Here is a 25,427-nt window from a genome sequence, read left to right on the forward strand (position 1 = left end):
AAAAACCAACCAACCAAACAAGGCCAGCCAGCAATCCCAACCAAAAACACTCAAAAACAAAAAACAGGCATAAAAAAACAAACAAACACACTATCGAGTTCACAAACAACACCCACACACCCCAGCAACCAAGCCACAAAACCCAGCCACCAAAGCAGTGAACCACCACCACAAACCCACTCACAAGCTCGCGGCGACAGGTGAATAATCTACTCACCCCCACACCCAAAGTCAAACCAAAACACCGTGACCCCCAACACACACCCCACAAACCCACCAAACACAACGAAAAGTCGACTTCAACTTCTCTTGCACTCCCCCTCTCCGGCAGCAAAAGGGCGGGCCCGACCGCGCCTCAAAAGCGCGATCGGGCCCGCCAAACAGCCGAAATGACTCTCAGTTCACATCCATGTCGGGCTGGACGGGGATATCCACGGTCGGAAGGTCGCGCACGGCGCGACGCACGGCCTTGGAGACGGCGGGCGCAACCCGCTTATCGAAGGCACCGGGGATGATGTAGGACGGGCTGAGCTCGTCCTCGGAGATCACCGACGCGATAGCTACGGCGGCAACGCGCAGGACCTCGGTCGTAATCTCCTTGACCTTCGCATCGAGGAGACCACGGAACAGGCCGGGGAAGGCCAGCACGTTGTTGATCTGGTTCGGGTAGTCGCTGCGGCCCGTCGCTACGACGGCCGCGTACTTCCCCGCACCGATCGGGTCAACCTCGGGCGTGGGGTTCGCCAGGGCGAAGACGATCGCGTCGTCGGCCATGGTCTCAATGTCTGCGGGCTCGAGGATGTTGCCGGAGGAGACGCCGATGAAGACGTCGGCGCCCTTCAGGACCTCCTTGAGGGAGCCGTGGACGTGGCGGGGGTTGGTGGCCTCGGCCAGGGCCTTACGGGAGGGGTGCATGCCTTCGGTGGCGTCGCCGGACAGCGCACCGTCGCGGCCACAGCCGATGATGTCGCGCGCGCCCTGAGCGAGCAGCAGTCGGATGATTGCGTTACCGGCAGCGCCGACGCCGGAGACGACAATACGCACGTCTTCGATCTTCTTGCCCACGATCTTCAGCGCGTTGATGAGCGCGGAGAGCACCACGATCGCGGTGCCGTGCTGGTCGTCGTGGAAGACGGGGATGTCGAGCTCGGCGCGCAGGCGCTCTTCGATCTCGAAGCAACGCGGCGCGGAGATGTCCTCCAGGTTGATGCCACCGTACGCGGGCGCGATGGCCTTGACGATCGCGATGATCTCCTCGGTGTCCTTGGTGTCCAGGACGACGGGCCACGCGTCGACGCCGCCGAATTCCTTGAACAGGACGGCCTTGCCCTCCATGACGGGCAGGGCGGCCTCGGGCCCGATGTCGCCCAGGCCGAGCACCGCGGTGCCGTCGGAGACGACCGCGACCGTGTTGGCCTTCATGGTCAGCAGGTGGGCCTTCTGGGGCATGTCGTGGATGGCGGTGCACACGCGGGCAACGCCGGGGGTGTAGGCGCGCGAGAGGTCGTCACGGTTGCGCAGCGGCACCTTGGAGTGGATTTCCACCTTGCCGCCGATGTGGCTCATGAAGGTCTGGTCGGCAACCGAGTCGGAGGCTACGCCAGGCAGCGCGTTGATGGCGTCACGGACCTCGCGACGGTGCTCAGAATCGCGCATGTCGCACGTCAGGTCGATGATGATGCGCCCGCGGTCGGAGTCGGCCACGTCGAGGCCTTTGATCTCCGCTCCAGTCGAAGAGACTGCGTCAACAATGGACGCGATGGAAGTCGTCTTCTCGTCCACCTCGATGCGGTAGGAGGCGGTGTACGACGGCGATGTGCGCATATCTGTCCTTTCGTTGGGCGCCCGGCCACAGGCGGTCAGGCTGTCCTCACGCGCTCATCCTAAGTAACTTTGCACGCCTGCCGGAAGGGGGAGGCCACAACGTGGACACGTGCGCATGATCAGGGACGAGGCCGGGGCTCCTTCTGGGGAAGGCAGGCACGAGGCCGGGGTACGCTCGCCGGATCCTGTCCGCGAAGCAGTACGCACAGTCCCAACATGACGAAAGGGGCCGGGATCGCATCGATCCCGGCCCCTTTCGCTCGTGAGGATGAACCTCAGGCGCCGACCATCTCCATGATCAGCTCGCGCACGCGGGCGGCGTCAGCCTGCCCGCGGGTGGCCTTCATGACCGCGCCGACGAGGGCACCGGCCGCCTGGACCTTGCCGCCCTTGATCTTCTCGACGATGTCGGGGTGGGCGTCCAGGGCCTCCTGGACGGCCGCCGTCAGGGCACCGTCGTCGGAGACAACCTCGAGGCCTCGGGCCTCGACGACCTGCGTCGGGTCACCTTCGCCCGCGAGGACGCCCTCGAGGGCCTGACGCGCCAGCTTGTCGTTGATGCGGCCAGAGTCGATGAGACCCTGGAGCTCAGCGACCTGAGCGGGGCTGACCCCGGCCTCGTCCAGGGAGACCTCGCGTTCCTTGGCGCGACGCGAGATCTCGCCCATCCACCACTTGCGGGCGGAGGCGGGATCGCAGCCAGCGGCGACCGTGGCCTCGATAAGCTCGAGGGCACCGGCGTTGATGACGTCGCGCATCTCCATATCCGCGTAGCCCCATTCGGAGCGCAGGCGGCGGCGCTTGGCGACGGGCAGCTCGGGCAGCGAAGCACGCAGCTCCTCGACCCATTCGCGATCCGGACGGATCGGCACCAGGTCGGGCTCGGGGAAGTAGCGGTAGTCCTCGGAATCCGACTTCTCACGACCGGACGACGTCGAGCCGTCCTCCTCGTGGTAGTGGCGGGTCTCCTGCAGGATCGTGCCACCATCAGCCAGGATCTGTGCCTGACGCTGCATCTCGTAGCGCACGGCCGAGGCGATGCCACGGAAGGAGTTCACGTTCTTCGTCTCGGTACGCGTCCCGAGGGGCGACTCGGGCGTCGGGCGCAGCGACACGTTGATGTCGGCGCGCACGTTGCCGCGCTCCATGCGGGCCTCGGACACGTCGAGGGCACGGAAGATGTCGCGCAGGGCCTGCACATAGGCGGCAGCCACCTCGGGCGCACGCTCGCCGGCACCCTCGATCGGGCGGGTCACGATCTCCACGAGCGGCACGCCCGCGCGGTTGTAGTCCACGAGCGAGTGGTCCGCGCCCTGGATACGGCCGTCAGCGCCACCGATGTGCGTGTTCTTGCCGGCATCCTCCTCCATGTGCGCGCGCTCAATCTGCACGCGGAACATGGTGCCGTCCTCGAGCTCGACGTCGACATAGCCATCGTGAGCGATCGGCTCGTCGGACTGAGAGGTCTGGAAGGCCTTCGTCAGGTCCGGGTAGAAGTAGTTCTTACGCGCGAAACGGCAGTACTCCGCGATCTCGCAGTTCAGGGCCAGGCCGATCTTGATGGCGTACTCGACGGCCTTGTGGTTGACGACCGGCAGGGAGCCGGGCAGACCCAGCGACACGGGGGTCACGTACGTGTTCGGGTCGCCGCCAAACGCGTTGGGGGCGGCGTCGAACATCTTGGTCTTGGTGCCCAGCTCGACGTGCACCTCAATGCCGAGAACCGGGTCGAAGCGGCGTGCCGCCTCGTCGTAATCCATGAGCTCAGTCATCACTTTTCCTCCCAGTTAGCTGCGGGGCACTGACCCGCGACGTCGTCGCTGAGCGCCTCCACCAGGGACGCCACCTTGTACATGACCAGGTCGCCGCGCGCGGGGGCCAGCACCTGGAAGCCGATGGGCAGGCCCTCGGAAGACACCGCGTTGGGCACATTCATGCCGGGGATACCCGCCAGGTTCGCGGGGATCGTCGCGACGTCGTAGAGGTACATGGCCAGCGGATCGGAGGTCTTCTCGCCGAACTTGAAGGCCGTCTCGGGCGCCGTCGGGGACACGAGGACGTCGACCTGCTCGAACACCGCGTCGAAGTCACGCTGAATGAGCGTGCGCACCTTCTGCGCGCTGCCGTAGTAGGCGTCGTAGTAGCCAGCCGAAAGCACGTGCGTGCCCAGGATGATGCGGCGCTTGACCTCGTCGCCGAAGCCGGCCTCGCGGGTGGCGGCCATGACGCGCTCGGCGGTCACGGGGCCCTCGGTGGGCTCGACGCGGATGCCGTAGCGCATGCCGTCGAAGCGGGCCAGGTTCGAAGAGACCTCGGCGGGCATGATCAGGTAGTAGGCGCCCAGCGAGTATTCCAGGTGCGGGCACGAGACCTCGACGATCTGCGCGCCAGCCTCGCGCAGCTTCTCGACGGTGGCGTTGAAGGCGTCGATGACGTCCTGCTGGTAACCCTCGCCGCTCAGCTCCTTGACGACGCCGACCTTCAGGCCCTTCATGGAGCCCTGTGCGGCCACGGTTTCGACGGCCTGCGTGAGCGCGGGAACCGGCTCGTTCAGGGAGGTCGAGTCGTGGGGGTCGTAGCCGCCGATCAGCTCGGTGAGTGCGGCCGCGTCGGCGACCGTGCGGGTGACGGGGCCGATCTGGTCCAGGGACGAGGCCATGGCCACCAGGCCGTAACGCGACACCGCGCCGTACGTGGGCTTCGCGCCGACCGTGCCGGTCACGAACGCGGGCTGGCGGATCGAGCCACCCGTGTCGGAACCGAGCGCGAGGGGCACCATGTAGGCCGCAACAGCTGCGGCCGAGCCACCGCCGGAGCCGCCGGGGATACGCTCGGTGTCCCACGGGTTCTTCGTCGCACCGAACGCGGAGTGCTCGGTGGACGAACCCATGGCGAACTCGTCCATGTTGGTCTTGCCGACGATGGGCAGGCCAGCTTCCTTGATCTTGGTGGTGACGGTCGCATCGTAGGGAGGCTCCCAGTCGCCCAGGATCTTCGAGGCGCAGGTGGTGCGCAGGCCGCGCGTCACCACGTTGTCCTTCACGGCGATCGGCACGCCCGCCAGGCGGTGCAGGGTCTCCCCCGCCGCGCGGCGCGCGTCCACGTCGGCCGCGGTGGCCAGGGCGCCCTCGCGGTCGACGGTGATGAAGGCGTTGACGCGATCGTCAATGGCGTCGATGCGGTCCAGGCACGCCTGGGTCAACTCAACGGAAGTGATCTGGCCGGCGGCCAGCATGTCCGCCAGCTCCAGGGCGCTCTTCTTCAGCAGCTCGTTCATCAGTCCTCCCCCAGAATCTGCGGAACCAGGAACTGGCCGTCCTGGGCGGCGGGCGCCTGAGCGAGCACCTCGTCGCGGTCGACGGTTTCGCCCACCACGTCCTCGCGCCACACGTTGGTCAGCGGAATCGGGTGGGAGGTGGCGGGCACCTCGGGGGTGGCGACCTCGGACACCTTGGAGACGGCGTCGGCGATCGCGTCGAGTTCACCCGCGAAACGCGTAATTTCCTCGTCGGTCAATGCGATATGGGCCAGGCCCGCGACGCGGGCGACCTCGTCAGTACTAATGCGTGACATGTGTGGCATCCTACCCGTATGGCCTTTTCACAGCGACGCCAACTCACCAGGCAGACGTGGTCGATCGTCAAAAAAGCGGGCATTGCCCTGCTCGCCGCCCAGGCGGCGGCGGTCGTCACCGTCCACGCGATCGACCGCATGCGCACCGCCCGTATCCCCGGTGGCGTGCACGGTTTCCCGACCCTGCCTCCCGCCGACACCCAGATCGGCGACACCGTGGCGCGCACGTACACGGAGGGACACTCCCTGTACGAGGACATGCTGGAGGCCATCGAAGGGGCGACGCATCACATTTATTTCGAGACCTTCATTTGGCGCTCGGACAGCTGGGGACAGCGATTCAAGGACGCGCTGATCGCCGCCGCACAGCGCGGTGTCGAGGTCTTCTGCATCTGGGACGGATTCGGTGTCCTCAACCAGGATCCACGCTTCTACAAGTTCCCCGCGATGCCGAACCTGCACGTGCGCAAGTTCCCGACGCTGCGCTCGGGCTTCTTCACCCTGAACATTCGCCGCACGGGCCAGGATCACCGCAAGATCCTCGTGGTCGACGGCGAGGTCGGCTTTGTCGGCGGCTACAACATCGGCGACCCGTTCGCGAACGAGTGGCGCGACACCCACGTGCGCATCACGGGCGAGGCCGTGTGGGAGCTAGAGAACGGCTTCGTGGACTTCTGGAATCACTTCCGCCCGAAAACCAGCCCAGAGCTGCCCGATCAGGGGGCGCGCGCATGGAGCGCGGACGTGACCGCGCAGTTCAATCTGCCCCACAACCTGCTCTACCCGATCCGAGGCATGTACATCGACGCGATCGAGCGGGCGACCGACCGCGTGCTCATCACGACGGCGTACTTCATCCCCGACCGCGAGGTCCTCTCCTCCCTGATCGCCGCTGCGCGCCGAGGCGTGCGCGTCCAAGTGCTGATCCCGGAGTATTCCAACCACATCCTGGCGGACTGGGTGGCGCGCCCCTACTACGGCGAGCTGCTGCGCGAGGGCGTGGAGATCTGGCTGTACCAGCACGCGATGGTCCACTCGAAGACGATGACGGTGGACGGTCGCTGGTCGACGATCGGCACGGCGAATATCGACCGACTGTCGATGCGCGGCAACTACGAGGTGTGCCTGCAGTTCTTCTCGCGCCCGCTGGCCGCGCGCATGGAGGAGATTTTCGCGAACGACCTGACGACGGCCCGCCGCCTGACGATCGACGAGTGGGAGAAGCGCTCGACCCTCACCCGCGTGGGCGAGGTGTTGCTGGGCCCCTTGGAGCCCCTCGTCTGAGCCCCGGCCTCGTTACAGGCCGACGGCCGCCAGGCCTCCCTCGAGGAGGTCCGCGAACTGCGCTTCCGTGATGACGGGGACGCCCAGGGCCTCGGCCTTCGCGGCCTTGGAACCCGCGCCCGGGCCGGCGACCACGAGCGAGGTCTTCTTCGAGACCGAGCCCGCTGCTTTCCCGCCGCGCGAGGTGATCGCTTCCTTGGCTCCTTCGCGGTCGTATCCGGGCATCGCGCCCGAGACGACGATGGTGAGGCCAGCAAGCACGTCCGAGGCCGGCTCGGGGGCCTCGTCGGCCATGCGCACGCCCGCGCGCGCCCATGCCTCGAGCACCTCCAGGTGCCAGTCGACGGTAAACCAGTCGCGCAGGGAGCGGCCGATTTCCTCGCCCACGCCCTCAACGGCGGAGAGCTCCTCGACCGATGCGGCGCGCAGGGCGTCCATCGAGCGGAAGGTGTCCGCGAGCGCTCGTGCCGCCGTGGGGCCGACGTGGCGGATGGACAGGGCGACGAGGACGCGCGCGAGGGGCTGACTCTTGGCCTTCTCCAGCTCGGCGAGCATTTTCTCGGTGCCCTTGGAGGCGCTGGGCTCGATAGGCTCGAAAACGGTCTGTCCGCGCAGCTTGCGGGGCTTGAAGGCCTTGGTCCAGAAGTAGCGGACCTGCTTCCAGTCCCCGGTTTCCTCGCCCTTCTTCTTGACGGGCTTCCACACCATGACGTCGCGCAGATCCTGCGCGCGCAAGTCGAAGAGCGCGGCCTCCGTGCGCAGGGCGGGAGCCTGCGGGGCGGGCAGGAGTTCTTCGGCGCGGGTGATCTGCTCACCGTGGGGCAGGTCGCGGCCGCCCTCAAGCGTGAGGACGGTGCCGTCCTCGAGGGTGACGCTATGGCCGGCGACCAGGGCGGCCGCCACCTCGTCGCGGTCGTTTTCGGGCTGAGTCATGGCGAGCGCAGACTCGTCGCCGAGGCCCTCCACGTCCAGGGCGGATCGGGCGCCGACGTGGGCGAGGCGCTCGGTGATCTGTGCGGGGCATGCGCCCTTGTTGGGGCAGCGCAGGTCGACGTCGCCTTCCTTCTCTTGCACGAGGGGGGTCCCGCAGGAGGGGCACTCGGCAGGCATGACGAAGGGGCGCTCGGAGCCGTTGCGCGCATCCTCGACGGGGGCGACGATCTCGGGGATCACGTCGCCGGCCTTGCGCAGAACGACGAGGTCGCCGATGAGGACTCCCTTTCGCGCGACCTCCTGGGCGTTGTGCAGGGTTGCGCGCGCGACGTTCGAGCCGGCAACCAGCACGGATTCCATGACACCGTAGGGGGTGACGCGCCCGGTGCGGCCCACCTGGACGCGGATGTCGAGCAGGCGCGTGTGCACCTCCTCGGGCGGGAACTTGTAGGCAGCCGCCCAGCGCGGGGTGCGCGAGGTCGAGCCGAGGGAACGCTGGAGGGCCAGGTCGTTAACCTTGACGACGACGCCGTCGATCTCGTGCACGAGGCCGTGGCGGTCCGCGCCAATCTCCGCGATGCGGTCCTCAATGGCCTTGCGGCCCGTCAGCAGGCGCGTGTAGGGCGAGACGGGCAGGCCCCATTCGCGCAGCTGCTCGTACCAGCCCATCTGGGTAGTCGGCTCGCTGAACTCATCCCCGGCCTCGACGAAGCCGATGCCGTGGGCGACCATCGCGAGGGGGCGCTTGGCGGTCTCGGCGGGGTCCTTCTGGCGCAGGGAACCGGCGGCCGCGTTGCGCGCGTTGACGAAGGTCTTTTCTCCGGCCTCGACGCGGGCTTCGTTGAAGGCGGCGAAGTCGGCGACCGGGAAGTAGACCTCGCCACGCACCTCGATGCGCGTGGGCACGGTGCCGGTGAGGGTCTGCGGGATCGACGCGATCGTGCGCGCGTTGGCGGTGACGTCCTCGCCAACGTAGCCGTCGCCTCGGGTGGCGGCGCGCACGAGGCGGCCGTTCTCGTAGAGGAGGTTGATCGAGAGGCCATCGACCTTCACCTCGGTCGTCATCTCCAGGTCAGAAATGCCGGTCGCCTCGGCCATGCGCGTCTCCCACCCGGCGAGCTCCTCGAGGGAGAACACGTCATCGAGGGACATCATCTGGGCAAGGTGGCGCACCTCGGCGAAACCGGAGTCGACGCTGCCGCCCACGCTCATCGTGGGCGAGTCGGCGCCGCGCAGCTGCGGGTAGCGCTCCTCGATCTCCTCAACCTCGCGATACATGCGGTCGTAGTCTGCGTCCGCAAGAGTCGGCGAATCACGGTCGTAGTAGGCGGCGCGAGCCTCGTTGATGCGCTCAACGAGGTCGTTGTAACGGTCGCGTGTCGTCTCGAACGTGGAGTCAGCCATGGGGTCCATTCTTGCATTCCAGGAGGCTGGCGGGCCGGTGGGCGAGGCCTTCCAACGGCGGAGGTGGCCATACCCACACGGTCCTGCGAGGCGCTTATCCACAGGGTTTCGGGGCCGCGAGCGGTTATCCACAGGGCACATCCTGGCGCTTGAATGCGCCCACAAGGGGCGGGATCGTTGGGTTATGAAAGATTCCGGTTGTCTCGCCCGCGCTGCCCTGCGCACCGACCTGCACCTCGCGTGCGTTCAGGGACCCGACGTTGGTGTCGTGGTGGCCCCCGGCACGGTCGGTCGCGCGGGCGATATGCCCCTGTCATGCGCGAGCGTGGCGCGCACACACGCGGTTTTCACCACGCGTGAGGGTCGCGCGTTCCTTGATGCCCGACCGGATTCCCCTCCGTTTCGGCTGCGCACCCGCGCGCGCTGGTGGCGCAGTGCCCGAACCGCGCGGGAAATGATCCCCGGGGCCCGCCTGCGCCTCGGTGACGACGTTTTCGAGGTCCGCGCGCGCCCGATGCGCTTGGCGTGGCCGGGCGTCGAGCGACGAGGCCGGGGCTCGCTCACGGTATCGTCCCTGCTCAGGGGCGCACCCCTGGTTTCCGTCGTCGTCATGCTCGGTTTCATGGGCTGGCGCCTGCGAGCAGCCGCGAGCGCTCCACGGTTATGGATCGGTATCGCTTCGCTGGTGGCGGCCGTCGCCTGCGTCACCGCGATCATTCTCTGCTGGCGTGCGCGTCGGCGGCGTAGGGGTTGGGATGGCGCCACGCTCTCACTGGTGCTCGCTGGACTACCTGACTGCGGCCCCTCGCCCCGGAGCGTGCGGGCGAGCGTGTGGCCGGGACGGGCCACGAGCCCCCGTCAACGCGTGCTCCTCTCGACGTCGTCGGATGAGCCGGGGCGCTCCGCGCTCGGTATCGCGGGACTCCACGCCACCCAGTGTGCCCTGTGGTGCGCGGGGCAGATAGCCGCGCAGGTGGGAGGCGCGCGAGTGTGGTGGAACAGCGCCTCCCCAGTCCTGCTGGGGCACGCGGGCGTGGACATCCACGTGAGTGCTGGCGAGTCGTGCCCGCACTGCGCGCAAGGCGCGGCAGATGACAGACCGACCGTGCACATCGGGTACGCGTCCTCCATCGCTCGCCTGCCGTCCTGGTGCGCGCAGGTGTGTGTCACCGATGATCTGCCGGTCGCGCCTCAGTGGTGGTGGACGGTCACCCGAGCGGATGCTCGCGACGCTCTCCCCTCGCGCGTGGGATGGGATCCAGACCATGCCCGTGGGTCCTCCGGCGTCCTGAGCGTGCGGATCGGGATGTCGCAGTCTGGCCCCATCGAGCTGGACCTCGTCTCTGATGGCCCGCACGCGCTCGTCGCCGGGTGTACGGGTTCCGGGAAATCGGAGGCGCTGATCGGCTGGCTTGCCTCCATCGCGCACTGCTACAGCCCCGACAAGGTGCGCTTCGTCCTCATCGACTACAAGGGTGGCTCGACATTCGCCCGCCTGCAGGCACTGCCCCACACGCACGCGCTCCTCACCGATTTGGATCCCGGTGCGACGACACGGGCTCTCGAGGGGATCGCTGCCGAGCTACAGCGCCGCGAGGAGCAATTGCGTGCACGCGGGTTCCCCGACCTGGCCACGTGGGAGCGCGCCCACGAGGGCGACCCCTCCTCGGTCCCCGAGGCCCCCGCCCGACTCATCGTTGCCATCGACGAGTTCCGTTTCCTCGCCCAGGCTCACCCATCCTCGATGGAGGTCCTGCTACGGCTCGCCGCGCAGGGGCGCAGCCTGGGTCTCCACCTCATTGCCGCAACCCAGCGCCCGTCGGGGGCCGTGAGTGCGCAGATGCGCGCCAACATGGACATTCGCCTATCCCTGCGCTGCGTGAGCGCCGCCGATTCGACCGACATCCTCGGGGATGCACGGGCCGCCTCGCTGCCCCGGGTTCCCGGGCGCGCTGTCCTCGACGGCGTCGGCGTCATCCAGTTGGCCTACATGGATAACGTCGCCGAGGTCGTCTCGCGCTGCGCGCGCTCGTGGCCACACGGGGGTACGGCTCCTCTATGGGCACCCGAGCTGCCCGAAACCCTCACGTGGGACGAGGTTGACGCTGCGAACGGATACGCAACCGCACTCACACACCAGTACCCAAGCACCACCCCGACGCATGCAGGGGCCCTCACCCTCGGCCTCGTCGAAGGAATCGAGGAACATTCCCCATTCGTGTGGGACGGCGGAAGCATCCAGATTCAGGCCAGCGCGCACGAGGCCGACCTCGCCTCGCGGTGGGCCCTCGCCCTCGCGACACGCATCGCAAGTCGGTGCGGCTATCCCCTCCACGTGATCGGAGACGGGGACGCTGCGGGCTGCGCGTCATTCCTGGCCTGCGACGACCTCTCCACCATCGACCTGCTGGAGGGCATCTGCGAGCACGGCCCAGCGGTCCTGGCTATCACCGACGCGGCCGCACTGCGCGCCTCCCTCACCCAGGCACTGTCAGCCCCACAGGCGGATTCCCTCTGGGCAGCGCTGCTGGGCGGAGCACGGCGAGCAGGCGTCATTATCGTCGCGGCCTACCCGGGGCGCTTCACCGCATCGAGTGCCACGATGGGCGCGTTTTCGACACGCCTCGTGCGCGCACGCGATGCGGACGAAGCGCTCCATGCTGGCATCTCCCCCGCCGACCTGCGCACGCTCGGCCCTGGACAGGCGCTGCTCGCACGGCCCGGAGAACGCACCCTCCTCGCATGCATACCCAGGACCGCGTGTGACCTGGGAGCTCATCTTGGACATGAGAGAAACAGCTGGCGCATTCCCAGCCCAGCAACTGTCTCGGCGCTGGTCAGAAATACGGATGCACCGGCCCTGATCGGACCGACGTACGACGCGCCGACATGGGATCACCCGCTGCCGTGGATCATCATCGGTAGGCAGGAGGACGCGTCCATCCTCACAGCGCTCCACGCGTATCTCGGATGGGCAGAAACGCCAACAATTTCTGACGTAATTCCTCAAGGATCCTGGACTCGTATCGCCAGATGGGACGGGCACCGAGTTCTCGCGATGAATCCCACGAACAACGTCATTCGCGCATTAATTCAACAATGCCACGCATCCCCGCTCTCCGTCCTCGCACGACGCTGGTCCCCTTCATGCGGACTGATCTGCGAGGGTGATACCCTGACAACCGTCCAACTAACCGTTGGGTCAGTTAATACCTAAGTCCCATCTTATTCGGGCTCCGTGAGCAGCCGCATAGTGACGTTGTCATTTCGCTGTTGCCTCCCCCTTGCACGACTAAGATGACGAACGGACACTGACAAGAGAACAAGCGAAACATCCCGAGCGCACGGCAGTCGAGGAGCGAAAGACACATCATGGATTGGCGGAGTAAGGCGGCATGCCTGACAGTTGACCCGGAACTTTTCTTCCCCATCGGGAACACGGGTCCGGCCATCGCACAGGTCGCCGAGGCCAAGGCCGTGTGCCGCGAGTGTGAGGTCGTGGGCATCTGCCTGCAGTGGGCTATCGATAACAACCAGGATGCCGGCGTCTGGGGCGGCATGAGCGAGGAAGAGCGCCGCGCGCTCAAGCGCCGCGCCGCACGCGCACGCCGCGCGGGCTGCTAACAGACCACCGCCGCCCCGCGGCGCACCAACGATCAAGGCCGGAGATCCACCAAGGATCCCCGGCCTCGTTCATAGGTGAAACGTTGAGCCAGCCCGCGGAACCCCCGTCAGGCGGGGTCCAGGTTCGCGTGGAGCGTCACGAGCGTGCCGCCGCCCTCGCGCGGGGCCCACTCGATGGAGCCCTTGAGTTCACCGCGCACCATCTGGTGGACGATCTGCGTACCCAGGCCGCTCATAGGAGTTCCCGGTACGAAGCCCACACCGTCGTCGGCGACGGTCACGGTCATCGACGAGCCCTGGCGCTCGGCGCGCACCTCGATAAGGCCATCACGGTCCGCGAGGCCGTGCTCGACAGAGTTGGCGACTAGCTCGTTCAGGACCGTGGCCAGAGCCTGGGCCTGGTCGGCCTGAATGGTGCCGAAGCTGCCGGTCGTGATGACCTCAACGGCGTGGTCCGTCGAGGCGATCGCACCGGCCATGCGCACGATCGTGCGTGCGACCTCGTCGAAGTCCACCGACTCGTCCACGTTCTGCGACAGGGCGGCGTGCACGGTCGCGATGGCCTGCACGCGACGCTCGGCCTCGGCAAGCGCCACCTTGACAGCCTCCTCGGAGGATCGGCGCGACTGCAGGCGCAGCAGGGCGGACACGGTCTGCAGATTGTTCTTCACCCGGTGGTGGATTTCGCGGATCGTCGCATCCTTCGTCATGAGCTCCTGCTCGTGGCGGTGTACCTCGGACACGTCGCGCGTGAGGATGACGGCGCCCAGGCGCTTGCGCCCGTTGACGAGGGGCAGGGCTCGCATACTGACGGTGGATGCACGCGCCGCGATCTCAACGCGCCAGGAGGCTCGGCCCATGACGACGACCGCCATGGATTCCTCGATGAGGGTCCCCTCGCCGATGACCTCGGTGATCTCCTGGGCGAGGACCTTACCGGTCACGTGGGTGCGGATGCCGAGGCGGCGCAGGCAGGACACGGCGTTGGGGGTCGCGTGCTGCACGCGCCCCTCCGCGTCGAGTAGGACGGCACCGTCGAGGACGCGCGGCACGCCGTGGGAGGTGACCTGCGGGGTCGAGTCGTAGGGGTATTCGCCGCGTGCCATCATCTGGCACAGAGTGTCGGCAGCCGCCACCGTCCATCCTTCGAATCCGAGAGACAGACGCGGGCTGGACAGATTCGCCTCGCGCGTGACGACGGCGATGATGCGCCCGTCGTGGCACACGGGCACGCAGGTTTCCATCATCGAGTACGTGCCGGCCCAGCGCGCGGCCGTCGAGCGCACGACCTCCCCGGACTGCAGGGCGCGACGCAGATCGATTTCGCGGGCGGCGGGCAGGTGGAGGCCGATGATGTCGTCCACGTGGACGGTCGCGGAGGTGGCGGGGCGGCAGTGGGCGGCCGCGATGAAGCGCCCGTCGTCGGCGGGCAGCCACAGAACCAGGTCGGCGGCCGCCAGGTCAGCGAGCACCTGCCAGTCCGCGAGGAGGAGGTGCAGCCAATCGATATCCTGCTCCGACAACGGCGTCGAAGAGGCTTCTTCAGCTAACTGCATGAGACTACGCATGCATCTACTCTAAAGGGAGTGGGGCCGCGAGGGCGGACCTTCGTTGTAAATGAGCGCCGGGACACGCTTCGGCGCCGCTTCTTTCGTCAGGAGAGCCATGCAGTTCACGCAGTCTATTTCGTATCCCGGTACGGTCGACGAGGTTGTCGCCATGTACCTGACCCCCGACTACCTGGAGCGACGCTTCGGCCGGTTTGTCGTGGAAGGCTCGACGACCGTGTCCGTGGACGGTGAGCGCGTGTCGTACGCGGGCACCGTGCGCCCCGAGCTGATTCCGGCGGCGGCAGCGCGATTTGTCAAGTCCGATCTGCGCGTCACTTTCACCGAGGAGTGGACACTCAACGAGGCCGGGGCCTCGTCCCGCACGTCGGTGGCCGTGGACGGCGCGCCGGTGTCCGTCGAGGCCACGTCCACGCTGACCCCAACCGATGCGGGCTCAGCCCGCGAGGTGAGCGGCAACCTGTCGGTGCGCGTGCCGCTGCTGGGCGGACGCATCGAGAAGGAGACAGTGGCCCGCGTGGGTCGCCTGACCGACAGCGAGCAGGCGAGCGCCGCGCAGTGGCTGGAGGAGCATCGCTAAAGCTTTTTCTACGCTCTGCGAGGAACCCCGCCCGCCCGGCGCATGTTGCACGGGCGGGCGGTGTCTTTTCGCGACACAATAGTGCCCATGAGTGATACCCCGAAGTCCCTGTACATGCAGCGTACGGGCGTGCGTCAGTACGTCGCCCGCAACCAGGACGGCGCCGAGATCCGCATCGGTCACGGCCCCGGCCTCTTCTCCCCCGGCGACCTGCTCAAGCTCGCGATCGCGGGCTGCAACGCGATGAGCTCGGATGCCCGCATGGCGGCTCGCCTGGGCGACGATTTCGAGCAGTTCGTCGGCGTGTCCGGCGACTACGACCAGCAGAATGATCGTTTCACGCACGTGGACGTCGAGCTGGTCCAGGACATGTCTGCCCTGTCCGACGAGGAGATCGAGGATCTCAAGCGTCGCGCCGATGCCGCAATCAAGCGCAACTGCACGATCGAGCACTCGGTCGTCGACCAGGCTCTGCCGGCCTCGCACACGTGGACGAACGAGCGGATCAACTGACGTGAGCGCCGTCGACCGCCAGTACGAGGACCTGCTGGCGCGCATTATGCGTGAGGGCACCCCCAAGGGTGACCGCACCGGCACGGGCACGCGTTCCCTGTTCGGGGCGCAGCTGCGCTACGACCTGTCCAAGGGCTTCCCGCTGATCACGACGAAGCGCGTGCACGTCAAGTCCGTGGTGGGCGAGCTCCTGTGGTTCCTGTCGGGCTCCTCGAACGTGTCCTGGCTCCAGGACAACGGCATCCGCATCTGGAATGAGTGGGCGGACGAGGACGGCGAGCTGGGCCCGGTGTACGGCGTCCAGTGGCGCTCGTGGAACGCGGGAGACGGCCGCCGTATTGACCAGATCTCCCAGGTCCTCGAGACGCTGAAGACGAACCCGGATTCGCGCCGCATGGTGGTGTCCGCGTGGAACGTCGGTGACCTGCCGGAGATGGCGCTCGAGCCCTGCCACGCATTCTTCCAGCTGTACGTGGCCGACGGCCGCCTGTCGCTGCAGCTCTACCAGCGCAGCGCCGACATGTTCCTGGGTGTACCCTTCAACATCGCGTCCTACTCGCTGCTCACCCATATGTTCGCCCAGCAGGCGGGCCTGGAGGTCGGCGACTTCATTTGGACGGGCGGAGACTGCCACATCTACTCCAACCACACGGAGCAGGTGAGAGAGCAGCTGAGCCGCGAGCCGTACCCGTTCGGGCGCCTCGAGCTGGCTAAGGCCCCGTCGATGTTCGAGTACTCCTTCGATGACATTTCGGTCGTCGACTACCAGCATCACCCCACGATCAAGGCTCCGGTCGCCGTATGACGAAGCTCGCCGCGATTTGGGCGCAGGATAGCAACGGGATCCTCGGGACTGGCACGGCCATGTCCTGGCATGTTCCCGCGGATTTCCGCCACTTCAAGGAGTCCACGATGGGCTGCCCGATCATCATGGGCCGCCGTTCGTGGGAGGCTCTCGGGCGCGCTCTGCCGGGCCGCACGAACATCGTCATCACCCGCACCCCCGGGTACGAGGCCGCAGGTGCGCTCGTCGTCTCCTCGATCGACGAGGCCTTGGATGCCGCGCGCGAGGAAACGGCGCGCACGGATGCCCCCTACATCTGGATCACGGGCGGGGCGCAGCTCTACGCGCAGACACTTCCCCTCCTGGACGAGGCCGTGGTGACCGACCTGGAGCTGGACGTGGCCGCGAGCGCTCCCGAGGGGTCGACCTTCGTGTACGCGCCGCCGTTGGATCCGGCGCTGTGGCGCCAGGATGTGGAGCGCAGTGACGCGCAGTGGCGTGAACGCTCGGGGGACGCTCGCTGGAAGGTGAGCACCTGGGTGCAGCGCTAAGCACCCCTCCCCCGTTTCGATACCTGTCCGGCAAGGCCCCGCGCATCGCGCGGGGCCTTCGTCGTAGGATGCACTGTGCCCTCATCACCTTTGCTGACGAATCCGACGCTGCGCGCGCTCGTGGCGATCGCGCTGTTTACGTACACGGCGCAGAACATGCTCAACGTGTCGATCGCTCCCCTGTCGCGCGCTCTTAGCCTGCCCGAGTGGATCGTGGGCGCGGCGGTGTCCCTGGCGGCTGCCGCGGTGACGGCGCTCAGCCAGTTCTGGGGGCGCCGTTCGATCGCGTGGGGGCGCAGGCGCGTCATCCTGCTGGCGCTCTTCTTGGCGCTCACGGCGGGCACGCTTTTTTCGGCGGCCGTGTGGGCGCGGGCGGCCGGCTCCATCGGTGCGCTTGTTGCGGCGGGTGCCATCATGGCGGCGCGCGGCCCCTTCTTCGGCGCGGCGGTCGCGGCGATCCCGCCGACGGGCCAGGCCCTCGTCGCCGAGGTGACACCCGACGAGGCCTCGCGCGTGCGCGGCACGTCCGCTTTCTCGGGTGCCATCAACCTGTCCGTCATGGTCGGTTCCCTCATGTCCTCGGCGCTGGGTGCGTGGTGGATTTTCGGCCCTGTGCACGCCACGCCGATTTTCGTCCTCATCGCCCTGGCCATCGCCCTCATCTGGCTACCCCGCGACGGAGCATCCACGAGCGCGAGGAGGCGCCTACCCCGCCTGACCGATGAGGATGCGGAATCCGAGGAAGCGGCCCCGGCCTCGTCAACGGAACCAAAGAAACCGGCGGCAACGACCGCGGAGGATAACGCGAGCGGTGCGAAGGGCACCGCCGAACTGCCCCCGCGCGTACGGTGGACCGACCGGCGTATCGCCCCGTGGATCGCCTCGGTGTTCGGCATCTATTTCGCAAACGGCGTCGTTCAGATCACGATGGGCTTCCTCGTCCAGGACCGCGGCGGACTGGACCCCGCACCCGCAGTCTCGGTCACCGCGCTCATGCTGCTGGCCAACGCCGCCGGAGCCATGCTCATGCAGCTGATCGTCGTACCACGCCTGGGATGGGGGCCGCGCAGGCTCCTGCGGGCGGGCATGACGCTCGCACTCATCGCCCTTTCCTGCCTGACCCTCGCGCCGTCGCTGTGGGCGCTGGCTGCCTCGACGTTCGCGATGGGCGTCGCGTCGGGCATGGCATCCCCCGGTTACTCGGCGGGCGCATCCCTGGCTGTGAGCGCGCGCGAGCAGGGCGGCATCGCCGGTGTCATCAACGCGACCGGCGCGATCACGTGGATCGTCGCCCCGGTGAGCGCCACCGCCCTCTACGGGTGGATGCCCCTGTCGCCCTTCGCGTTGGCGCTCTCACTCGTCGCGCTGTCGTGCGCGTGCGCCTGGTGGCTGCTGCACGGAGCACGCGGCGCGGATCGTAGCTGAGCGAGGAGGCGACTAGGACGAGTGCCCCACGCCTCAGTGCGCGTGCGGCGCTATCCTAGGAGGGTACGTAAGCCCTACGCGAAGGAGCCACCTGTGGCACAAGAAACCCGTACCGAAACCGACTCGATGGGAGCCGTTGAGGTCCCCGCGAACCGTTACTGGGGCGCTCAGACCGAGCGTTCGCTGCACAACTTCGACATTGGACGCAACACCTTCGTGTGGGGTCGCCCGATGGTGCGCGCCCTTGGCATCCTGAAGAAGTCCGCGGCCCTGGCCAACGCCGAGCTGGGCGAGCTGCCCGCCGACATCGCCGGCTACATCGCGCAGGCGGGCGACGAGGTCATCTCCGGCAAGCTCGACGACAACTTCCCGCTGGTCGTCTTCCAGACCGGTTCGGGCACCCAGTCGAACATGAACGCCAACGAGGTCATCTCCAACCGCGCCATCGAGCTCGCGGGCGGCACCATGGGCACCAAGACCCCCGTGCACCCCAACGACCACGTGAACCGCGGTCAGTCCTCCAACGACACGTTCCCCACCGCCATGCACATCGCGGTCGTCTCCGAGCTGCACGACATGTACCCGCGCGTGCGCCAGCTGCGTAACACCCTGGACAAGAAGGCCAAGGAGTTCGACGACGTCATCATGGTGGGCCGCACCCACCTGCAGGACGCGACCCCGATCCGCCTGGGCCAGGTCATCTCCGGCTGGGTTGCTCAGATCGACTTCGCCCTCGACGGCATCGAGTACGCGGACACGCGTGCGCGCGAGCTGGCCATCGGCGGCACCGCCGTGGGCACCGGCCTGAACGCTCACCCGAAGTTCGGCGAGCTCACCGCCAAGAAGATCTCCGAGGAGACGGGCATCGAGTTCAAGCAGGCCGACAACCTGTTCGCCGCCCTGGGCGCGCACGACGCGCTGGTGCTGGTCTCGGGCGCGCTGCGCGTCCTGGCCGACGCCCTCATGAAGATCGCGAACGACGTGCGCTGGTACGCCTCCGGTCCGCGTAACGGCATCGGCGAGCTGATCATCCCCGAGAACGAGCCGGGCTCGTCCATCATGCCGGGCAAGGTCAACCCGACCCAGTGCGAGGCCATGACGATGGTCGCCACCCAGGTGTTCGGCAACGACGCGACGGTCGGCTTCGCCGGCTCGCAGGGCAACTTCCAGCTCAACGTCTTCAAGCCCGTCATGGCCTGGAACGTCCTGGAGTCCATCCGTCTGCTGGGCGACGCCTGCGTGTCCTTCGATACGCACTGCGCGTACGGCATCGAGCCCAACTACGAGAAGATCAAGCACAACCTGGACATCAACCTCATGCAGGTGACGGCCCTGAACCGCCACATCGGCTACGACAAGGCGTCCAAGATCGCGAAGAACGCGCATCACAAGGGCCTGTCGCTGCGCGAGTCCGCGCTCGAGCTCGGCTTCCTGAGCGCCGACGAGTTCGACGCGTGGGTCGTTCCCGCCGACATGACGCACCCCAGCGCCGCCGACGAGTGATCCGCTAGTCGCGTTCGCGACTGACGTTTCGGCCCCGGCCTCGTTCATTTCGAGGTCGGGGCCGTTTGCACCTACAGGTATCCGTGCGGCGGGTGCAGGTGCGCTTGATGCATGAGGTCAGTCCCGGCATGACGCCAGGCTTCCTGACGATATTTCCCGCCCTCTCACCAATTTCGCATGCAATTCCCTCTCAACTGTTTTAACTTTTGAAATCGGATCGTTGGAATGGCGCGGTTTTCTCATGGCGCCCACGAAGCAGCGGATGGGAATTGCATGCGAAATTTCTAGGCGACCACGGTAGTAGCTGGTTCGGCAGACGCTTTCCCTGATCACACGGGGAAACTCGCAGGCAAAGCCGCTATTCCGTACGGAATCGTTTAGCCCTGGGCGCGCGCTTTCTTGCGCATCTTCAGGATCGTCGAGGCGATGATGGAGAGCAGGAAGATGTTGAAGAGGATCGCGCCGACGCTCGGGGATACGAGCGTGGCGACGAGGCGCCCGACGGGTGCCGTAGCCGCGGCGGAGGCGCCGACGATGAGTCCGACGCGCAGGTCGACCATGCCATGGCGCAGATTGGTGACGGTGCCGGCGATGCCGGTGGGGATCATGACGAGGAGGGACGTGCCGCGCGCGATCAGGTCTCCCGCGCCGACGGCGAGTTCCATGCCGGGCACGATGACGGATCCGCCGCCCACGCCGACCAGGCCTGAGAGGATACCGGCGCACAGGCCCACCAGGATCAGTAGGGCGCACGAGGCCGGGGTCAGCGAGACGGCCCCCTCGCGCGTGGGGACGTGCAGGTATTGGGAGACGATGACGAAGACCGTGAAGCCGATGAGGATCCAGGGCAGCGAGGGGGCCGGGAGGCGGCGCAGGAGCCACACGCCGATTTGCGAGCCGATGAGCGCGCCGACGACGAGGAGCGCGCCGCCCGCCCAGGAGACCTCGCCGTGGAGGGCGTAGGTGCCTGATCCGACGGCGGCCGTGACGATGATGGCGGCGAGGGAGGTGGCCGAGGCGCGGCGCTGGTCCATGCCGAGGACCGCCATGAGGGCTGGCACGATGACGAGGCCGCCGCCCACTCCGAAGAGCCCGGAAAGGAATCCTGCGCCGACGCCTGTCGCGATGACGAGGAGGATGCGGTGCAGGGTGAGGGGCTGGGAGTCGGTGTGGGCCATGTCTCTATTGTAGTCCGGCGTGGAAGCGTCTTCTGTTCTGCGGCTTCACCCCGCGCGAAACCCGTGCGTACGCCCTGATCGCGGTAGTTTGTGCGGGCGTAGACTTTTGGCATCGACGAAAGGAAATGCGATGTCCAAGGTTCTGGTTGTGTCGGGACACCCGCGCACCGGCGATGATTCGGTGGCGAATAAGACGATCCTGGAGGAGCTGGCATCCCTGCTTCCGGACGTCGAGATTGATCATCTTGACGAGTTGTATCCCGATTACGTCTTTGATGTTGAGGCGGAGCAGAACAAGCTTGCCGCGGCGGACGTGATCGTGTTGCAGTATCCGCTGTGGTGGTATGGCTGGCCGGCGCTGCTGCAGAAGTGGATGGAGGACGTGTTCGTGCGCGGTTTCAGCCACGGGTCCACGGGCACGGCGCTGCGTGGTAAGAAGCTGGTGGTGTCGGTGACGACGGGTGCGTCGGAGGCTTACTATCAGCCGGATTCCGTCGATTTCAATGACTTGCTGACGCCCGCGAAGGCGACGTGCGCGCTGACGGGCATGGAGTTTGCAGGGAGCCTGCCGTTGTTCGGGGTGTCGTACGCGAATCGCACGGATGAGGCGGCGCGCGCCGACATGGTGGAGCGTTCGCGCTTGCACGCACAGCGCCTCGCGGAGTTCGTCTCCTCCCTCTGAGCTTCTGCTCCCCTGCCATCTGGCGGAACACGCAGCCCGGCCCCGACCTCGCTTTCACGAGGCCAGGACCGGTTCGTCACAGCCCTCCGAGTCCGGAGAAGCGTTCGACCCAGGTGCGCAGGGCGTCGAGGACACGCGAGCGGATGGCTTCGCGGCTGCCACCGCCGCCGAAGCGGCGGGCCGGCGGAAGGATCGAGGACAGGCCGGTTCCTTCGTCGGGGACGTAGCCCTCGCGCAGGGAGTCGTACGCGAAGTCCCGTGCGCCCTCGCCGAGGCGTTCGGCCTCGATGATTGCGTCGAGTTCACTGTCGCGCTTGGCGGCGATGAAGGACTCGAACTCTGTGGGGACGTCCCCATTGAGGGAGACCCGGCGGAAGAACTCTTCGATGAGGTCGCGCTTGCCGCGCAGGGCGGGTGACGAAGCAAGGGCGCGCATGATTTCGACGGGAATTTCCCGGTCGTCGCCATCCCCGCGCTCGCCCCGATGGTGTTCGACGAGCATGAGGATGTAGTCGACGTTGATGTCGACCTGCTTGACGAGTTCCATTTCGAAGACGAGGTCGTCGGCGATCGGTTCCTTGTTCGCTTTCGAACGCTCCCGTGCTTCGTTGTACAGGTCGAGGTAGATGCTCCGGTAGTCTTCGAGCTCGCGCGGGGCGATCGTATCGTCGCTCTCGAAGTCGTCGAAGGACGTGAGGATGTTGCGCAGGCGCAGGACCTGCCCCATGAGGTCGATGAATTGCTTCTGTTCCTTCTCGGAGGCGATCGATCCGATGGGCAGTGGGAAGCAGATGCGAAGCTGCTCGATGATCTCCAGGTAGGTGGACAGGTACTCGCCGTAGGGGCGCAGGAGGACCTGGCCGCGCGCCTCCTTGTTGCCGAAGAGGGCAATCGCGTCTTCGGTGGCCTGTTCAAGGTTGCGGAAGCAGACGATGTTTCCGAAAGTCTTGACGGAGTTGAGGATTCGGTTCGTGCGCGAGAAAGCTTGGATGAGGCCGTGGGCGCGTAGGTTCTTGTCGACCCACAGGGTGTTGAGGGACTTGGAGTCGAAGCCGGTGAGGAACATGTCGACGACGATGACCAGGTCGATGTGCCTGTCGGTGAGGGCCTTGGAAAGGCTCTCGTAATAGCTTTCGAATCCCGAGGCGTCGGTGCCGTAGTTGGTCCCAAACTGCTGGTTGTAGTCGGTGATCGCTTCGTCGAGGAAGGCGCGGTCGTCCTGTGAGAGGGCCGAGGGGTCCATGGATTCTTCGGAGAGCAGGCCGGTGCCCGGAGCCTCGGCGTTGGGCGCGTATGAGTAGATGATTCCGACGCTCAGCCTGCGAGCCTCCGGGAGGTCGGCCTGTTGGCGTTTGAATTCCTGGTAGTAGGCGCGGGCAGCCTTGATGGAGGAGGTGGCGAACAGGGAGTTAAAACCGTTCACGCGCCGCTTCTTGTACTGGAAGGAGGCGCGCCGCTTCGTCTTTTGATCGAAGTGCTCGAGGATGTAGGAAACTACGGCCGAAATGCGCTGAGGGTTCATGTATGCGCTGTCGGTATCGATACCTTCGACGTCGTGGTTATCGACGCCATCGCGCACGCGGAACGAGTTGAGGTAGTCGACGCGGAACGGCAGGACGGTGTTGTCCCGGATTGCGTCGACGATCGTATAGGAGTGCAGCTGGTCTCCAAAGGCCTGCTGGGTGGTACGCAGGTTTGCTTTACCGGAGCTGGAGGCGTTTTCCGCGAAGATGGGTGTTCCAGTGAAGCCGAAGAGGTGGTAGTTGCGGAAGGCTCGCGTGATGTCGGTGTGCATGTCGCCGAACTGGCTGCGGTGACATTCGTCGAAGACGAGGACGACGTGCCCGGAGTAGATAGCGTGCCCGCGGTGGCTCTTGACGAAGGTCGCGAGCTTTTGGATGGTGGTGACGATGATCGGGGTGGACGGGTCGTTGATTTGTTTGGCGAGCTGCCGGGTGGATTGGTTGGCGGAGACGGTTCCCTCGGCGAAGGCGTTATATTCGCGGATGGTCTGGTGGTCGAGGTCCTTGCGGTCGACGACGAAGAGAACCTTGTCGACCCCTTCCATGCCGGCGGCGAGCTTTGCGGTCTTGAAGGAGGTGAGGGTCTTTCCGGAGCCGGTCGTGTGCCAGACGTATCCACCGGCGGCGACAGTCCCGGTCTGCTTGTTCATGGTGGAGGTCTTGATGCGCTGGAGGATCGCTTCGGTCGCGGCGATCTGGTAGGGGCGCATCACGAGGAGAGCGCCGGAGGTGTTGAGCACGCAGTAGCGCGTCAGGATGGCGAGGATCGTGCGCTTGGCCAGGAATGTGGCGGTGAAGTCGGTGAGATCGGGGATCTGGTTGTTGGCGGCGTCGGTCCACCACATGGTGAATTCGTAGGATCGCGCGTTCGCGGCGGCCACCTGTCGGCGCGTGCCCTGGTTTTCGGTGATGTGCTGGAGGCGCACGGTGTTGGAGTAATACTTGGTGTGTGCGCCGTTGGAGATGACGAAGATCTGCACGTAGCCAAAGAGTCCGTCTCCGGCGCTGGCGTGGAAGGAGTCGCGCTGGTAGCGGTCGATCTGGTTGAAAGCTTCGCGCAGTTCTTTGCCACGCCGCTTGAGTTCGATGTGGACCAAGGGCAGGCCGTTGACGAGGATGGTGACGTCGTATCGGTTGGAGCGTGCGCCGGTGTCGATGGCGTACTGGCGAATCACCTGCACCTTGTTGCGGTGAATGTTGGTCTTGTCGATGAGGCTGATGTTTTTGGGGGTGCCGTCATCGCGGGTGAGGACCTGCACGTGGTCTTCCTGGATGCGTCGGGCTTTAGCGACGACAGGGTTCCCGTCAGTGGAGGGGGCGTCAACGATCGAGTGACGGTAAAAGCGCTTCCATTCTTCGTCGCTAAACCGGTAGTCATTGAGGGCCTCAAGCTGGACACGCAGGTTCGCTTCGAGGCCGTCACGATCGTGGATGTCCACGTATTCGTACGCCTGAGCGCACAGCTGTTTGATGAGGTCATCCTCGAGGGCGGCTTCGCTCTGGTAGTCCTGTTCCTCGTCACGGGTCGGGTGATAGAGGCCGACGACCGTGAATTCGTCGGAGACGACGACGGGTTCGATGCGGGGGCGAGGTGCGGCGGTGGACACTCGCGTTCCTTTCTCTACGGGTCTCTTTCACGAGGCCGGGGCTGGCACGCGGGAGGCTTCCCTCCCGTCTGGTGACGTCGATCCGATGCTAACGTCACCCACCGTCATCTGCGTCCAGGCTGCACCGGGCAGCTCACATCTGGAGGGTTCTGGGCGTTGCCTGGAAGTATCTGACGGGCTACCATCACTGACAGGGCAAGGGCTGACATGGGCCCCTCGCACACCGAGGGGTGACCGCGAAACCTGACAAAACAGGGCCTCGTAATAGTCCACTCGTGGACGGCAAGCTGAAGTCACGCCCTCGTGTTCCCCTCGCGCACGCGAGGGGAAACACGACTATTCGGAAACTCTGTTGAGCAAAGCGCTGACCACAAACAACGAGTCCTGCACGTAATTCCCCATCCAAGCCACTCCCAGCCGAAGCATTTTCCGCGGAATATCAATGTTTAGAGAAATGACTTCAAAGCCGTGGAAGAGAATTACGTGCGAAGTTGAAGATGGTGTACGGACTCGAGCACCATCTGTTCGTCACTTGCAGATGGACTGGACGCAGATGTGCATGCCTCCTCCTACCCTACCGACATGGAAGGAAGGAGGTGACGAATGAACATTCGAGAAGTACGCCGACACGGCGACGGATGGGGCGTGTTCGATCCGAACGCATCCAGAGCATCCGCAGTTGAGCCTACGCAAGCAGCTGCTCAACAGCGCGCACGCGACATTCTGGCTAATCAGGGTGGCGGCGAGATGCGGACGCGAGGAGAGAACGGGAAAATCCGCGCCCAGGACACCATCAAGCCTGGGAACGATCCCCGTCGAAGCAGGGGCTAGTTACCACTGAGGGGGCGGGACTAACACCCGCCCCCTCAGT

20 protein-coding genes are annotated in these 25,427 nt (G+C 66.1%); 12 read left to right on the plus strand and 8 right to left on the minus strand.

The genetic code is table 11. The features are described from left to right. Nucleotides 1–204: hypothetical protein (locus QP415_RS08685; RefSeq protein ID WP_285099717.1), on the plus strand; the 204-nt coding region annotated here is incomplete at its 5' end. Between the two features lie 192 nt (nt 205–396). Here QP415_RS08685 and QP415_RS08690 read toward each other — a convergent pair. From QP415_RS08690 to gatC, 4 genes are all read right to left on the minus strand, one after another. After that, nucleotides 397–1,824, minus strand: coding sequence for an NAD-dependent malic enzyme (locus QP415_RS08690; RefSeq protein WP_016460035.1), 1,428 nt, complete (start codon nt 1,822–1,824; stop codon nt 397–399). Nucleotides 1,825–2,099: 275 nt separating this feature from the next. Then, nucleotides 2,100–3,596 (minus strand): Asp-tRNA(Asn)/Glu-tRNA(Gln) amidotransferase subunit GatB, encoded by a 1,497-nt coding sequence (gene gatB, locus QP415_RS08695; RefSeq protein WP_285099718.1) that lies wholly within the window; start codon nt 3,594–3,596, stop codon nt 2,100–2,102. Next, the gene (gatA, locus tag QP415_RS08700) at nt 3,596–5,101 is read right to left on the minus strand and encodes an Asp-tRNA(Asn)/Glu-tRNA(Gln) amidotransferase subunit GatA (RefSeq protein ID WP_285099719.1); all 1,506 of its coding nucleotides are present in this window, start codon (nt 5,099–5,101) and stop codon (nt 3,596–3,598) included. The genes gatB and gatA overlap by 1 nt, the downstream gene beginning before the upstream one ends. Continuing rightward, nucleotides 5,101–5,397, minus strand: coding sequence for an Asp-tRNA(Asn)/Glu-tRNA(Gln) amidotransferase subunit GatC (gatC, locus tag QP415_RS08705; protein WP_070834472.1), 297 nt, complete (start codon nt 5,395–5,397; stop codon nt 5,101–5,103). Before gatC ends, gatA begins: the two co-directional genes overlap by 1 nt. Nucleotides 5,398–5,415: 18 nt before the next feature. On the opposite strand from gatC, the gene QP415_RS08710 reads away from it, so the two are divergent. After that, nucleotides 5,416–6,681, plus strand: coding sequence for a phospholipase D-like domain-containing protein (locus QP415_RS08710; RefSeq protein ID WP_285099720.1), 1,266 nt, complete (start codon nt 5,416–5,418; stop codon nt 6,679–6,681). A gap of 12 nt (nt 6,682–6,693) precedes the next feature. On the opposite strand, the gene ligA is transcribed toward QP415_RS08710, so the two are convergent. Then, entirely contained in the window at nt 6,694–9,027 is a 2,334-nt protein-coding gene (ligA, locus tag QP415_RS08715) for an NAD-dependent DNA ligase LigA (RefSeq protein WP_285099721.1), read from the minus strand. A gap of 175 nt (nt 9,028–9,202) precedes the next feature. Between ligA and QP415_RS08720 the strand changes: the two genes are divergently transcribed. Next, nucleotides 9,203–12,235: an FtsK/SpoIIIE domain-containing protein gene (locus tag QP415_RS08720; protein WP_285099722.1), complete on the plus strand. Its 3,033-nt coding sequence runs from the start codon at nt 9,203–9,205 to the stop codon at nt 12,233–12,235. Between the two features lie 155 nt (nt 12,236–12,390). Next, nucleotides 12,391–12,642: a WhiB family transcriptional regulator gene (locus QP415_RS08725; protein WP_048676768.1), complete on the plus strand. Its 252-nt coding sequence runs from the start codon at nt 12,391–12,393 to the stop codon at nt 12,640–12,642. A 107-nt stretch (nt 12,643–12,749) separates the two neighbouring features. Here QP415_RS08725 and QP415_RS08730 read toward each other — a convergent pair whose 3' ends face one another. Then, nucleotides 12,750–14,210, minus strand: a complete 1,461-nt coding sequence (locus QP415_RS08730; RefSeq protein WP_285099723.1) for a sensor histidine kinase — start codon at nt 14,208–14,210, stop codon at nt 12,750–12,752. 97 nt (nt 14,211–14,307) lie between these two features. Between QP415_RS08730 and QP415_RS08735 the strand changes: the two genes are divergently transcribed. From QP415_RS08735 to fumC, 6 genes are all read left to right on the plus strand, one after another. After that, entirely contained in the window at nt 14,308–14,790 is a 483-nt protein-coding gene (locus QP415_RS08735) for a DUF2505 domain-containing protein (protein ID WP_285099724.1), read from the plus strand. A gap of 87 nt (nt 14,791–14,877) precedes the next feature. Further along, nucleotides 14,878–15,303 (plus strand): OsmC family protein, encoded by a 426-nt coding sequence (locus QP415_RS08740; RefSeq protein ID WP_003789918.1) that lies wholly within the window; start codon nt 14,878–14,880, stop codon nt 15,301–15,303. 1 nt (nt 15,304) lies between these two features. Then, the gene (locus tag QP415_RS08745) at nt 15,305–16,108 is read left to right on the plus strand and encodes a thymidylate synthase (protein ID WP_285099725.1); all 804 of its coding nucleotides are present in this window, start codon (nt 15,305–15,307) and stop codon (nt 16,106–16,108) included. Further along, nucleotides 16,105–16,638, plus strand: a complete 534-nt coding sequence (locus QP415_RS08750; RefSeq protein WP_285099726.1) for a dihydrofolate reductase — start codon at nt 16,105–16,107, stop codon at nt 16,636–16,638. Before QP415_RS08745 ends, QP415_RS08750 begins: the two co-directional genes overlap by 4 nt. Before the next feature lie 75 nt (nt 16,639–16,713). Continuing rightward, on the plus strand, nt 16,714–18,063 hold the full coding sequence (locus QP415_RS08755; RefSeq protein WP_285099727.1) for an MFS transporter: 1,350 nt from the start codon (nt 16,714–16,716) through the stop codon (nt 18,061–18,063). A 93-nt stretch (nt 18,064–18,156) separates the two neighbouring features. Then, nucleotides 18,157–19,566, plus strand: a complete 1,410-nt coding sequence (gene fumC, locus QP415_RS08760) for a class II fumarate hydratase (protein ID WP_285099728.1) — start codon at nt 18,157–18,159, stop codon at nt 19,564–19,566. A 377-nt stretch (nt 19,567–19,943) separates the two neighbouring features. Here the strand turns inward: fumC and QP415_RS08765 are convergent, their stop codons facing one another. Next, the gene (locus QP415_RS08765; protein WP_285099729.1) at nt 19,944–20,744 is read right to left on the minus strand and encodes a sulfite exporter TauE/SafE family protein; all 801 of its coding nucleotides are present in this window, start codon (nt 20,742–20,744) and stop codon (nt 19,944–19,946) included. A gap of 130 nt (nt 20,745–20,874) precedes the next feature. Between QP415_RS08765 and QP415_RS08770 the strand changes: the two genes are divergently transcribed. Then, entirely contained in the window at nt 20,875–21,426 is a 552-nt protein-coding gene (locus QP415_RS08770; protein WP_285099730.1) for an NAD(P)H-dependent oxidoreductase, read from the plus strand. A 76-nt stretch (nt 21,427–21,502) separates the two neighbouring features. On the opposite strand, the gene QP415_RS08775 is transcribed toward QP415_RS08770, so the two are convergent. Further along, nucleotides 21,503–24,556, minus strand: coding sequence for a type I restriction endonuclease subunit R (locus QP415_RS08775; RefSeq protein ID WP_285099731.1), 3,054 nt, complete (start codon nt 24,554–24,556; stop codon nt 21,503–21,505). A 603-nt stretch (nt 24,557–25,159) separates the two neighbouring features. Between QP415_RS08775 and QP415_RS08780 the strand changes: the two genes are divergently transcribed. After that, the gene (locus QP415_RS08780) at nt 25,160–25,387 is read left to right on the plus strand and encodes a DUF2188 domain-containing protein (protein ID WP_003789971.1); all 228 of its coding nucleotides are present in this window, start codon (nt 25,160–25,162) and stop codon (nt 25,385–25,387) included. Nucleotides 25,388–25,427 lie beyond the last annotated feature (40 nt).

This window comes from Pauljensenia sp. UMB3104, assembly GCF_030217285.1.
GTDB lineage: Bacteria > Actinomycetota > Actinomycetes > Actinomycetales > Actinomycetaceae > Pauljensenia.